Here is a 12,990-nt window from a genome sequence, read left to right on the forward strand (position 1 = left end):
TCCGCGCCGGAAGTTACACAAACATATAGACCACTGTATGTTTGGGTGCTAGGCATCGCCGCCGTCAAGCGAGGGGCAAGGGAGGGATCAGTCCATGGACAACCGCAATGCGGAGCCGGTGCGCATCGCCAGGCTCGATGTTCACGTCTTTCGCGTGCCGATCACGGTTCCGGTCATCACCTCCTTCGGCACCATGCGGGACCGCCCGGCGGTGTTCCTGCGCATCGAGGACACCGACAGCGCCTTCGGCTGGGGCGAGATCTTCGCCAACTGGCCCGCCGCCGGCGCCGAGCACCGCGGCCGGCTGCTGATGGAGGACGTTGCGGACCTCCTCCTCGGCGAGACCCTTGCCGCGCCGGGCGAGGCGATGCAGACCCTCACCGCCAGGACGGAGATCCGCGCGCTGCAATGCGGCGAGTGGGGGCCGTTCCGGCAGGTGATCGCCGGCATCGACATCGCGATGCACGACCTCTTCGCGCGGCGCGCCGGGGTGCCGGTCTCGGCGCTGCTGGCCGAGGCGCCGGCCGACGCGGTGCCGGCCTATGCCAGCGGGATCGACATCGCGAGCTGGGCACGCGGGCTCGAGGCGGCGCGGGCTGCCGGCTTCCGGGCGTTCAAGTTCAAGGTCGGGTTCGATCTAGAGCGCGACCTCGCCCTCCTCCGCGACGTCCACGGCGCGCTCGGCGAGGGCGAGCGGATCTGTGTCGATGCCAACCAGGCCTGGCAGCCGGCCGAGGCGGCGGCGTTCTCGCAAGCCGCGGCGGAGATCCCCCTTGTCTGGATCGAGGAGCCGATCCGCGCCGACATGCGCCGATCCGCCTGGAAGGCGCTTGCCGCCGATGTCGGGCACCCGCTCGCCGGTGGCGAGAACATCGCCGGCTTCGATGACTTCGCCGCCGCCATCGACGACGGTGCGCTGCAGGTGATCCAGCCCGACATCGCCAAATGGGGCGGACTGTCCGGCTGCCTCGCCGTCGCCCGGCAGGCGCTCGAGGCGGGGCGGATGTTCTGCCCGCATTTCCTCGGCGGCGGCATCGGCCTGCGCGGCTCAGCGCATCTGCTGGCGGCGGCGGGCGGGCCGGGCCTGCTCGAGGTCGACATCAACCACAATCCGCTGCGGGACCTGACCGGCCCGCTTTCGGCGCGGATGCGGGACGGATGCTGGCAGCTCGACAGCGACCCGGGCCTCGGGCTCGAGGAGCTGCCCGGCGCGATCGCCCGGTATCAGACCGCCGCGGCATCGAGATCGATCTGACCCCGCCGCGACGGAGGCCGCCGGAGCCATCCCGCCGGCGGCGGGGCATGCGGGCGCCAGGCGCTGGCGCGAAGGAGCCCCGGCGACGAGGCCGGGGCTCCCTGATCGGTCTGCGGCGTTCGGCTCGGGAAGCGGTGGCCGCGCCCGGGCTCAGGCGCCTTCCATCGCGGATTCCTTCATCTCGTTGACCGTGTAGTTGTAGGTCTTGGTCGCCGCATTGGTCGCGCCGACGGCGGCCTTGAACAGGTCGACCAGTTTCGCGAGCTTGCCGACCAGCTCCTTCCGGCTCTTCTCCGATCCGGCGGGGCTGCCGAGATCCTTGATCCGCTTCTGCAGGCCCTTCACGTCGAAGTTCAGCTGCTTCAGCGTCTGCTGCATCTGCCGGTAGTTGTGCTTCTTCAGCAGCGCGGAGACCGCGGTGAGCGCCTTCTTGGTGACGGCCGAGGCATCGGCCGAGCCGGCCTCGAAGCTCGAGAGCCACTTCGAGTGGGTCGTCGAGATGCCGGTATTGGTGGCGTTCGCCCCGGCGAGCAGCTCCGTCGCCAGCTTGATACTCTGGTCGAGCTCCTTGCCGATCGGGGCCGCGGCCTTGGCGAAGGCGGCGAGTTCCCTGGCCTTCTTCTCCTGATCGGCGGCGGCCTTGGCCTCGGCCTGCTGGGCCTGGGCGATGTCGGCCAGGCGCTTCGCGGCATCGGCCTTGCGCTTGGGGATCACCGCGATATAGGCCTCGCACAGCTCCTTGGTGTGCGACTGGGCCTTGCCGCACTTGCCCTTCGCGGTCTTGAAGCAGCCGAGCAGCTTGTCGAACAGGGCGACGACCGGCTTGAGGTTGACCTCCTTGACCTTGTCGGAATTGCCCGCGGCGGTGACGCCATGCGACTCCAGAAAGTCCAGGACCTTCCCGATGTCAGAGCCGCTGGCGGCGCGGGCGCGGTAGTCGCGCCAGAACTGCTTGCGGAAGCCGACCTTGGCGACCTTGGGCTTCACCGTCTTCAGCAGCTTGTCATTGAGCGTGGGCATGGTTGCAGTCCTTCCTGTTCCGTTGGCGCGGTGTCGATCGGGCGCAATGGGTCTCTCACTTGCCGGCAAGGCAAATGCTCGGGATCTGGTCTCGGTCTGTCTGCATTCGGGCGTTACTGGCGGCGTTTGCCGAACAACGCTTCGTCTCTACGCATCCGGGTCAGGGACTTTGAATTCTCGCGCCGATCCCGGCGGGTGTTGATTTCGGTTTTCCCTGTCGGTGTGCAGAATAGATAGCAAGCGCACCCGCCGGGAACGAGACACCAGAATCTCGACTTTGTTGTCTCCGCGTCTCAAATGCGGAACGCGAGGCGAACGCCGGCCGCGCGGAAGGGCTTGCAAGCCCCCCGGCGTGCAGGGCAGGCTCTTTGGCGGGTGGATCCATCGCTCGAGGACCCATGACCGCACGATCCGGCGAAGGAACGCTGAGCCTCGACACCGGCGCCATGGCGTCCCGGTCGTCCGGGCTGTTGCGCCCCAGCACGGTGCTCGACTCCTCGGTGGTGGAGCCGCCGCGCCGCGCCGATCTCTACCGCAGCTATTTCTCGCCTCAGCTGCCGTTCGGGGTGGATGTCAGGAAGCCCGACTTCAACGTGCGCTCGGAAGACTGGCAGCTCCCCGGCCTCGTGCTTTCGAAGAGCCGGATCGACGCCTACAAGTCGATGTGGAACACCCGCCGCCCCGGCACCGGAAATTTCGGCATGGTGATGATCCGGCTGCTGATCTCGGGGGAGGTCTGGGGGCTGTTCGACGGCAGGCCGCGCGAGATGGGCCCCGGCGATCTCTACGTGATGGATTTCGATTGCGAGGCCACCAAGTTTCACCGGGCCTGCGCCTATCATACCCTCTACCTGCCGCACGAGACGCTCGGCTGCCGCCCGGGCCAGCTGCCGCGCTTCCGTCACATCCGCGGCACCTCGCCCACCGGCCGGATGCTCACTGCCACGGTCCGGGCCTTTGCCGAGGCGCTGCCGCTCACGCCCTTCGCCGAGGCCGGCGAGCTCACCGCCGGGCTGGCCCGCATGATCGGCGCGCTGCTCGTCGATGGCGGGCGCGATCTCGACCGCTCCTCGATCGACGCGCCGCGCCGCGCCGCGATCGATGCCTTCATCGACGACCATCTCGACGACGAGACGCTGGACGCCGCGACCCTGTGCCGGAGCTTCCACATGTCCCGCGCGACGCTCTACCGGTTGTTCTCGGAGGATGGCGGCATCGCCAGCCACCTCGCGGCCCGGCGGCTCGACCGGATCTATGGCGAGCTGGCCCGCACCCCCGCCGGCCGCGGCGCCGTGCGCCGCATCGCCGAGCGCTGGGGCTACGACAACCCGACCCATTTCTCCCGCTCGTTCCGGCGGCGCTTCGGGATCGCGCCGACCGATGCCCTCTACCACGCGGAACCATCCGGCGCCGGCGATCCGGCCGAGGCGGGCCCGCTATGCGCAGACGGTCCCGGCGACCGCTTCCTGACGCTCGACCTGCGCTCCACCGGCGTTGCCGTCTAGCCGCTCCGGGGCCTCCCCTCAGGACAAGTAGGGCCCGATCAGCCCCCGCCCTCCGGACCGAACCGCCGAATTTCCCGAGAGACCCTCTGATCGGGTCTGCTCGGGCCATACTGTGCCCACTGGATATCGGACCTTGCTCCGGCAGATCACCCGCCTTGCGTGGCGACCTGCGCATGACGACGGCAGGTGAGCGAGGCCGGAGATCGGCAGCGAGCCCGGCCGGACTGGGCCGCCGAGGATCGGCAGATCGGCATTCCCGTGCAGCCTCCGACACCAAGGAAGGCAACGTCGCCCCCGGCCAGTTCCAGACTGGCACGAAGGCAAGGACAGCGCTGATTGATGACCGTTCTGCCGCCCCTGCCGGTCTTGCGGCCGGGGATGCAGACGGGCGAGGTCTTGCCGACTCGGCACGGGCCGGTGATCAGCTCGTTTCGGTGCTTTTCGACCCTCCGTCCCGTGGTAGGGCCCCGAAACACCGCCCTGCCGAGCTTGCGAGAGCCCGGTGGACGAGTTGCTCGATAAGGTCATGGGCCAAGGCCCCGCCCACCGGCGTGTCATCGTAGACGAACTGGGCCCGTTCGCCGGCCAAGATGCGTGCCGCCGCTGGCACATCATGCCAGACGGCAGCATCGGTTGACCCGCCGGAACGGGCCAGGCGCGACCGCGTTCCGGATCAAGCGCTCCCGGACCCCCACAGACGCACAGCCAGTCCGGAACCGCTCGCGTGTCAGCCGGCCGAGGCGGAGGCGGTTGCCGCCGCCTTCAGGTCGGTTGCAAGTGTCCGCAGCTTGTTGCCTTCCGCCGTGAACGCCTTCAGGTCGTCGTCCATGATATCCATGACATTCCGTGCCTGGTCGCGGAGGTCGGCAAACTGCGGGTCCTTCTGCATCGCGACCGGAAAGCCCTTCACGTCCCGCAGCAGCGCCGACCTGCCCTGCTCGATCCGTCTCTTGCCGGTCTTCAGCCCCTTCGAGACCAAGGTCAGGGTGTTGGCAAGCTGCTTCAATGCCTTGCGGAGCTCTGCGGGATCGCTGATCGAGCGCACCGCCTGGATATCCCCGCTGGCCTTGGCGATGATGGCCCTAGACCGCTTCAGGTTCACCTCGCCGTCGGTGATTGCCTTCTGCGCGCGGATCAGGGCCTTCCGAAACGCCTCGGTATGGATCTTCGTCGTGTCCGCCGCGCCCCGCAGGATCCGGTAGATCTCCTGCTGCGCCACATTGGCCTGCTCGAGCGCGTATTCGACGGTACTGAGCACCGACCCGATGCCCTGGACGCTTATGTTCAGATCGTCCGCAAACTTCCTGTAGGGATCGGCCGATGGCTCGAAGAGCGTGCCGGGCTCGTAGGGCCATCCCATGACCGCCTTGCGCGCCTCATCGTGGATCCGGCCGACCTGAACCACCAGCGCCTCGATCTTGCCCACCTCGTCGTCGGCCTGCTTGGCCAGCGCCTTGGCAGCATCGGGTTTGCCCCCTGCCTGTTCGTGGAGGATGCGGTTCACCAGCTTGTCGAGGGCGGCCTCCGCCTTGTCGGCGGTCTGCTCAATCTTCTTGGCGTCCTCCCCGCGCTTGGCGAGGTCGGCCTTCAGCTTGTCCGCCCGGCTCCGCAGATTGGCCCGCGCGGTCTTCAGCATCTTCTCGCGATCGGCGAACTCCTTCTTGAGAGCGGCGAGTTCCTTGCGGAACACCGAATCGTACTTCTTGAGCGCGTCGAGGGTCTCCTTCTGCTTCTTGGGATCGCAGGCCGCGATCGCCTTCGCCACCGCCTTCGGCAGGTCGGTGCTCAGAAGTGCGGTCATCGCCTCGTGGATCGGCTCGATCTGAAAGGCGTGGGCGCCGGAGGCCACCGCTTTCGTCCATTTCTTGCGTTCGGCCTCGTAGGCACCGAGAACCTGCCCGAGCCCCGTCGACTTCAGACGCTTGGACTTGTTCTTGCTCCACCAGCTCTTGCTGAGTTCCGGGGTCGCTCCCGCCTTCATATCATCACTCCATGCAAATATCGTCTGTCGAGGTTACCATGGGATTAACGCCGCACTCAGCCGGGTTCTCTGGCCCTTCGCAGATCGCGCAGTATCCGCCCCCGGAAGCCGAGGCGTGTTTCCGTCTCGCCCCGCTTCGACCCGCCGCTTTCGGCGCGCGCGGTTGCTTTCTTCCTGACCGTCCCGGCCGGGATGGCCGCCTTCAGCCAGACGTCGGCATCACTCGTCATGCTCGCTTCCTGCACCCCACACCCGAACCAGCGCCGCCTATAGAAGAACTATTTTGCATAACCAGTGATGAAATTCACTATTGAATATTTGTGGAGATGACGGTATACACGAAAATTTCCGCTTCAATACTTAACCACACTGCCATACTTTGACCCCAACGCAGCACACCCGTTCGCGCCGGCGCCGAGCAATGGCGCGGCCGGCCAACCATCCTCAGGAGAGGAAGATACACGCAATCACCGTATACCTGTGATGCTGATTTCTCCCTGATGTGCGTCGAAAAATGCACCGCACGAAGGCGTGTCGGCGCCAGATCCGATCGCTCCGGGAACGCGCCGGGACCTGCTGTGCAGGCCCGGACGCCGCAGCCCTTGCCGCTCCGGCCGGCCAGGCCCGCCGGCTCGCGCCCGGGCCGCACCCCCCCCGCAGGATGGGACAGCGTCGGATCGATTGACCTTTGGCAAGACCTCGCCAAAGATCTGCACGTGCAATTCAGACGATAGATCTCCCGCAGGCCCCCGACGCGCGTTCCTCTCTGCGTCTGCCGGGTCGCGGCCAAGCCGACTTTTGTCATTGGAGCCAAGAATGAACAGCCCAGGGAAACTTGCAGGACCGCTCGCGGTTCTCGCGCTCATGGCCTTCGCACCCGGTGCAGCCATCGCGCAGGAACCGTCGGGTTCGCCGAACGATACCACCACGCTCGAGGGCGGCCAGCTGCCGCCGCCGCCGCCGGAATTCGGAGGCAGGATCTCCGAGCAGGCGCTGCAATCGACGCCCTGGTGGCCGCCGCGCGTGGTGCCGCCGGAGAAGGCGCCGAACATCCTGCTGATTATCACCGACGACGCCGGCTTCGGCGTGCCCAGCACCTTCGGCGGCGTGATCCCGACGGAGACGATGGACCAGCTCGCGGCGGAGGGGCTGCGCTACACCGCGATCCACTCGACGGCACTCTGCTCGCCGACGCGCGCCGCGCTCATCACCGGGCGCAACCACCATTCCGCCGGCTTCGGCGTGATCTCGGAGCAATCGACCGGCTATCCCGGCTACAACAGCATCATCGCCGAGGACAAGGCGACCATCGGCCGGATCCTGCGCGACAACGGCTACAACACGGCCTGGTTCGGCAAGGATCACAACACCCCGGCCTTCCAGGCCAGCCAGGCAGGCCCCTTCGACCAGTGGCCCACCGGCATGGGCTTCGACTATTTCTACGGCTTCGTCGGGGGCGATGCGAACCAGTGGCAGCCCAACCTGTTCCGGAACACGACGCAGATCTATCCGTTCAAGGGCCAGCCGGAGTGGAACCTCGTGACGGGCATGGCGGATGACGCCATCGACTGGATCACGCGGATGCACCAGATCAATCCGGAGCAGCCGTTCTTCGTGAAATACGCGCCCGGCGCGACCCATGCCCCGCATCACCCGACCAAGGAATGGCTCGCGAAGATCGAGGCGATGAACCTCTTCGACGACGGCTACAACGCGCTGCGCCAGGAGATCTTCGAGAACCAGAAGAAGCTGGGCCTGATCCCGGAGACCGCGCAGCTCGCGCCCTGGCCCGAGGACAAGATCAGGTCGTGGGACAAGCTCTCGGCCGAGGAGAAGAAGCTCTTCATCCGGCAGGTCGAGGTCTTCGCCGCCTATGCCGCCTACAGCGACCACGAGATCGGCCGGGTGATCGGGGCGATCGAGGAGCTGGGCGAGCTCGACGACACGCTGATCATCTACATCAACGGCGATAACGGGACGAGCGCCGAGGGCGGGCCGCTCGGCACGCCCAACGAGGTGGCCTTCTTCAACGGCGTCAACATGATGCCGGCCAAGCAGCAGATGCACTGGTACGACGTCTGGGGCACCGAGGAGACCTACAACCACATGTCGGCCGGCTGGTCCTGGGCCTTCGACACGCCGTTCGACTGGTTCAAGCAGAACGCCTCGCGCCTCGGCGGCGTGCGGCAGAACATGGTGGTGTCCTGGCCGAAGGGGATCACCGACAAGGGCGGCCTGCGCGAGCAGTTCATGCATGTCATCGACGTGGTGCCGACGATCCTCGAGGTCACCGGCATCCCGGCGCCGAAGGCGGTGGACGGCATCGAGCAGGCGCCGATCGAGGGCACCAGCTTCGCCTATACCTTCGACGCCGCCAATGCCGATGCGCCGTCCCAGCACCGGACGCAGTATTTCGAGATGATGGGCCAGTGGGCGCTCTATCATGACGGCTGGCTGCTCAGCACCAAGGTCAACCGCGCGCCCTGGGAAGCCTTCGGCGCGGCCAATCCCGACCCGCTCAACAACCAGATCCTGCAGCTCTACGACCTGACCACCGACTACACCCAGAGCAACGACATTGCCGACCAGCATCCCGAGAAGGTGAAGGAGCTGAAGGCCCTGTTCATCGAGGAGGCGAAGAAATACAACGTCTTCCCGATGGATGCCTCGGTGGCGGCCCGGATCATCGCGCCGCGGCCGAACATCACCGCCGGGCGGAGCGAGTTCGTCTATACCCGACCGATGACCGGGCTGCCGCAGGGCGACTCGCCGCTGCTGCTCAACACCTCCTACACGATCACCGCCGAGATCGACGTCCCGAAGGGCGGTGCCGAGGGCATGATCCTGACCTCGGGCGGCCGCTTCGCCGGCTACGGCCTCTATCTCCTCGACAGCAAGCCGGTGTTCGTCTGGAACATGCTCGATCTCGAGCGCATCAAGTGGGCCGGGACGGAGGCGCTGGCGCCCGGCAAGCACGTCATCGAGTTCGACTTCAAGTATGACGGTCTCGGCGTCGGCACGCTCGCCTACAACAGCATGAGCGGGCTCGGCGGCGGCGGCACCGGCACGCTCAAGGTCGACGGCAAGGAAGTCCAGACCAGGAAGATGGACAAGACCATCGGCATGATCCTGCAATGGGACGAGTCCTTCGACATCGGCTCGGACACGCTGACCGGCATCAACGACGAGGACTACACGCCGCCGTTCGCGCTGACGGCGAAGCTTGAGAAGCTGACCGTCAAGATCGACCGGCCCGAGCTCTCCGATGCCGACAAGGCGAAGCTGAAGCAGGCCATGCTGAAGGCCAGCGACTGAGGCACGACACCGGGCGGGGCGACGAACCCCGCCCATCTCCGCCAGGAGCCGGCGTCCCCCACCGCGCCGGCTCGGGTTTTAACCCCAGCGCAGCCGCCCAATCCCCATGCCGCCGCAAACCCGGTACCGCCAGCGGCACGCCGCGCCGGCGAGGTCTCGACCACCGGCATACCTTGCCCCGTCAGCACCGCGACCCGGTGCGGCGTCATGGCAATCTTCTCAGGTCAGTATCGCACCCACGCCGCAGGCGGCCGCGACGGCGGTCGGCAGCCCATGCGCCACCGAGCCGTGGGAAAGCCACAGCCTGATGGCTGGAGAGCAGAACAACCGCTGCGCATCGATCGTCCCGGCCGCTGCCACTGGCGTGTCGGCCGCCACTGTCCTCGACCCACGGCGCGGCCTCCCCCTGTGGCAACCCCGAACGCCCCCGGCGCCGCCGCGAAGGCACGCCGGAGCGCCATACCGAGGGCCGCGAGGTCAGCCCTCGACGGGAGATCAGCTTTGCGCCGCCCGCTTCCGGAGCCAGCCGAAGCTTCCCAGCGCGCCGATCAGGCTCGCGAGGAGCGGGAGCGAGGCCGGCACCGGCACGTCGGCAGCGCCCTCGACCACGAGGAAGCTCGCCGTCAGCGGAACCGAGTTGATCGTCGCCTCCGAGGTCAGGAAGCTGGCCTCTCCGCCTTCAAACCCGGTCAGGGAGAACAGGAAGGTCTGGTCGTCCCGCACGAAGGCTTCCGAACGGGGCAAGGCCGTGCCGATGGTCACGATGTCGGCGCATCCTGCAACGTTGGCGCCGATGCCGTTGGCGGTTCCGCCAGGGCAGGGATCGTCGAGGTTGAAGGTCTCCTGATGATCGAAGCGAAGGGCCTGCTCCACCAGGAATGCGGAACCCGTCGCCGCCGGTTCCGGAAACACCCGCCCGGCGATCACCAGGTCGAGTGTCGCTCCGTTCAGAAGCTGGTCGTCGATCGGGAAGTTGTAGTGGAAGAAGGTGCCGATATCGAACGTCTCGCCCGGCGCAAAGGGGCCGATGGCCGCCGGCGCGGCGCCCTCGAAGGCATAGGCACTGCTGCCGGCCGCGGTGAGCGGAACGCCCCAGTCGATCCTGGTCGTTCCCAGGCCATCGACCGGGGCGCCCTCCGCATCGGTCCAGATGCCGGTGATCGAGTCGATGCGCAGCTGCGCGGCATCCACGGTCTGCGGCAGGGCGGCCAGGGCCGCGACGGCCACCGCAATGGCGACCATGGACCGCGAGACTTCGGGCGATCTGCCGTGCCGGGCCGGGCGGCCGGCACGATCCGGGAAAGGTTGGGGTCGAAGGACGGTCATGGTCTGCACTCCTGAAATGTCGGCTCGCCCCGCTCCGGGGCTCGCCAAGCTGCTGCGGCGCGAGGGAGCGCCCTGTGCCCGGAGCAGCAGAAAGCGTGCCAGCAGGGGTTGGTCCGGGCGCCTCCCGTAACCTGTTGATCTGGCGTTGTTTTGCCTTCGACTGCCTGCGCCTCGCGGCGGCGGCGCGGGCGGGGATGGTCTTGCCCCGGGAGCGCCTGCCGGAACGGCTCCCGATCCGGGAGCAGGCGTCTGCAGTGGACGCGGGGGAGGCCAGGATCGGGGCGGGGCCTGCCGGCTGGTGGCAGGCAGGTGCGGGCCGAGTGCTACCGGCCGGCGCAGCCGGGTGCTGGCCAGGTGCAGCGTGGATGCGGGACGGGAGCGAAGTGGCTGCCGGCCGGCTCGGCGGGATGGAGCGGCAGCCGGAACCGGAAGCGGCTCCCCACGGCGCTATCGACACCCGTCTCGCCGCCGAGCGCGCCGACGATCCGCCGCGACACCGCAAGCCCGAGCCCGGTGCCCCCGGTCTCGCGGCGGTAGCTAGCGTCGAGCGTCACGACGTCCTGAAACAGCTTCGGATGGCCCGTCTCGCCGATCCCGACCCCCGTGTCGGTGATGCTGTCGAGGTCGGTGACCGGCTCTGCTCCCAGATCGGGCGGCGGAGCTTGAACCGGGCCGGAGGGACGAGGATGGCGAGGCGCATGAGACGGCGGCTTCTGCCGGCATGTGGGGCGCAGGCGGCCGGCCACCTCTCTGATCCGGGGCCGGCGGTGGCAGCGCGGCGGCGGCCCCTGGAACTCCGGCGGCGCGGCCGAGTACCGGCGAGCTGGCGCCGGATGCAGCCGCGACGGGCGGACACGGCCGCCGCCCTCTCCCGATCCCCTCCCTTGGGCCGGGAGGCGTTCCCGTCTCGCGAGACGGCGTTGGCGGCCTACTCGTGCTCGGTCACCCAGTCATGGGGGATCGCGCCGCCGGTGTTCCAGGGGCCGGTCGCGCGGGCCGGCTCCAGCCCGAAGCCGGCCTGCCGCGCCGGTGCGGCGCGTTCGGAACCGGCCGGCGCGCCCGCACCCTGCCGGGCGCCGCGCGCCTTGCGCTCGGCCAGCGGATCCCATGCCGCGAACGCCGCCGGCGACCCCGGCCCGCCCTGCCCGTCGGATGCGCCATTGCCGCCATGGCCGCCATGGCCGCCCCGGAGCGACGGGGCGGGCTGCGCCTGGCGCACCTGGTTGTTGACGAACTGCCAGGCGGCGCCCTGCCCGTCCCAGTCGCCGCCGTTGGAGACGCTGGAATTCTCCCCGTTGGCGTTCTGCGAATCGATGTTGGCGGTGGACGCCTGGCTGCCATAGCTGTTCTGCGGCGAGGTGTTGATCACATAGGCGGAGGAGTTGTCGCCGACATAGACGTCGATCTGCGTCCAGTTGCCGACCGCATAGGTCGAGGCGAGCGCACCGACACCGCTCAGCCCGCCATCGGCGCCGGCGCTGTCGGCATCGTCCGGTTCGTCTGCCGTGCCGTCGCCGACCGAAGGCGAGGCGGTCGCCACGCCCGAGGCGATGCCGTTGCCGCCCTTCCTTGCCGCCCGCTCCTGCGCATCCCGCGACTCCTGCAGCACCAGCGTGCTCTGCGGCGAGCGGGCGCGGAAGTCGTAGGGCCGCGCGCCCAGCGGCGAATGCGCGATCTGGGCGCTCGCGGCATCGGCCGACAGCGCCAGCGCCAGCGCGGCCAGCGCGGTGCGAGTGTTCAGCCAGGATCTCATCTCAGCCTCCAATTGCGTCAGGTTGCCCTTCGGAGGGAGCGGCGATGCCGCTCCCTCCTGGTTGCGAGGATCAGAAGCCGCCCGTCGAGCCGGCGACCGACACGTCGAGGTTGTTGCCGACCGCGGTCGCGGCCGAGCCGACCAGCGGATCGGAGAGGCCGCCGAGGCCGGAATAGTCGCTGACGGTGACGGTGCTCACGCTCGAGACCGAGGCGATGTCGGCATAGGTCGTCTGCACGTTGTTGGCGACGAGGATTGCATCCCCCGTGCCGGGCGTCACGTCGATCGTCAGGTTGTTGCCGACGCCGGTCGCGGAGCTGTCGACCTGGGCATTGGTGATGCCGCTCACGGTCGAGGTCGCGGCGATCACCGCCGGGGCGCCGACGGAGACGAGGCCGGTCAGCGGATCGACGATCTCGGCACCGCCGGTCAGCTGGCTCGAGTCGACATCGGTCTTCACGTCGCTCTCGATCGAGCCGTTGTTGCCGACCGCGGTGCCGGCGCTCTCGACGCGGGCGAGGTCGTCGGTGCCGAGCCCGTTGAGCGGCACCGAGGGGGTGACGGTGAGCGCCGTCACGTCGCTCGAGGCGGAGGCGGAGCCGATGAACACCTGCTCGTTCTCCACCATGCCGAGGCCGGTGGCGTCGAGTTCGGCGGTCACGTCGATGGTCTGGGTGACCTGGGTCTGCACGTCGGCATCCCAGTTCCAGTCCACCGTGTCGAAGGCCTGGGCCTGGGCGGCGAGCATGATCGCGGCGGAGGCCAGCAGTGCGGATTTGAGGTGCGATTTCATCATTGTCTTGTTCCTTCAGGGCGCCTGTCGCGCCGGTGGGGC

The 12,990-nt window shown here is 68.2% G+C and carries 11 protein-coding genes; 4 read left to right on the top strand and 7 right to left on the bottom strand.

What is annotated here, in order from left to right:
* Positions 1 to 94 precede the first annotated feature (94 nt).
* Entirely contained in the window at positions 95 to 1,255 is a 1,161-nt protein-coding gene (locus tag QSJ97_RS08205) for a mandelate racemase/muconate lactonizing enzyme family protein (protein WP_285671226.1), read from the top strand.
* A 150-nt stretch (positions 1,256 to 1,405) separates the two neighbouring features.
* Here QSJ97_RS08205 and QSJ97_RS08210 read toward each other — a convergent pair whose 3' ends face one another.
* Positions 1,406 to 2,275 (bottom strand): hypothetical protein, encoded by an 870-nt coding sequence (locus tag QSJ97_RS08210; protein ID WP_285671227.1) that lies wholly within the window; start codon positions 2,273 to 2,275, stop codon positions 1,406 to 1,408.
* 398 nt (positions 2,276 to 2,673) lie between these two features.
* Between QSJ97_RS08210 and QSJ97_RS08215 the strand changes: the two genes are divergently transcribed.
* Together QSJ97_RS08215 and QSJ97_RS08220 are read left to right on the top strand one after the other, a co-directional pair.
* Complete coding sequence (locus QSJ97_RS08215) at positions 2,674 to 3,780, top strand: helix-turn-helix domain-containing protein (RefSeq protein WP_285671228.1); 1,107 nt, start codon at positions 2,674 to 2,676, stop codon at positions 3,778 to 3,780.
* A 502-nt stretch (positions 3,781 to 4,282) separates the two neighbouring features.
* Complete coding sequence (locus tag QSJ97_RS08220) at positions 4,283 to 4,417, top strand: hypothetical protein (RefSeq protein WP_285671229.1); 135 nt, start codon at positions 4,283 to 4,285, stop codon at positions 4,415 to 4,417.
* 90 nt (positions 4,418 to 4,507) lie between these two features.
* Here the strand turns inward: QSJ97_RS08220 and QSJ97_RS08225 are convergent, their stop codons facing one another.
* Together QSJ97_RS08225 and QSJ97_RS08230 are read right to left on the bottom strand one after the other, a co-directional pair.
* On the bottom strand, positions 4,508 to 5,761 hold the full coding sequence (locus QSJ97_RS08225; RefSeq protein ID WP_285671230.1) for a hypothetical protein: 1,254 nt from the start codon (positions 5,759 to 5,761) through the stop codon (positions 4,508 to 4,510).
* Between the two features lie 56 nt (positions 5,762 to 5,817).
* On the bottom strand, positions 5,818 to 5,991 hold the full coding sequence (locus QSJ97_RS08230) for a hypothetical protein (protein ID WP_285671231.1): 174 nt from the start codon (positions 5,989 to 5,991) through the stop codon (positions 5,818 to 5,820).
* Positions 5,992 to 6,577: 586 nt separating this feature from the next.
* On the opposite strand from QSJ97_RS08230, the gene QSJ97_RS08235 reads away from it, so the two are divergent.
* Positions 6,578 to 9,076 (top strand): arylsulfatase, encoded by a 2,499-nt coding sequence (locus tag QSJ97_RS08235; RefSeq protein WP_285671232.1) that lies wholly within the window; start codon positions 6,578 to 6,580, stop codon positions 9,074 to 9,076.
* Between the two features lie 495 nt (positions 9,077 to 9,571).
* On the opposite strand, the gene QSJ97_RS08240 is transcribed toward QSJ97_RS08235, so the two are convergent.
* The 4 genes from QSJ97_RS08240 to QSJ97_RS08255 form a co-directional block, all read right to left on the bottom strand.
* Complete coding sequence (locus tag QSJ97_RS08240) at positions 9,572 to 10,402, bottom strand: THxN family PEP-CTERM protein (protein WP_285671233.1); 831 nt, start codon at positions 10,400 to 10,402, stop codon at positions 9,572 to 9,574.
* Positions 10,403 to 10,725: 323 nt separating this feature from the next.
* The gene (locus QSJ97_RS08245; RefSeq protein ID WP_285671234.1) at positions 10,726 to 11,148 is read right to left on the bottom strand and encodes an ATP-binding protein; all 423 of its coding nucleotides are present in this window, start codon (positions 11,146 to 11,148) and stop codon (positions 10,726 to 10,728) included.
* Positions 11,149 to 11,330: 182 nt separating this feature from the next.
* Positions 11,331 to 12,155, bottom strand: a complete 825-nt coding sequence (locus QSJ97_RS08250; RefSeq protein ID WP_285671235.1) for a hypothetical protein — start codon at positions 12,153 to 12,155, stop codon at positions 11,331 to 11,333.
* Positions 12,156 to 12,225: 70 nt separating this feature from the next.
* The gene (locus QSJ97_RS08255; protein WP_285671236.1) at positions 12,226 to 12,951 is read right to left on the bottom strand and encodes a hypothetical protein; all 726 of its coding nucleotides are present in this window, start codon (positions 12,949 to 12,951) and stop codon (positions 12,226 to 12,228) included.
* Positions 12,952 to 12,990: the final 39 nt, after the last annotated feature.

Source organism: Paralimibaculum aggregatum, assembly GCF_030270585.1.
Taxonomy (GTDB): Bacteria; Pseudomonadota; Alphaproteobacteria; order Rhodobacterales; family Rhodobacteraceae; genus Thermohalobaculum; species Thermohalobaculum aggregatum.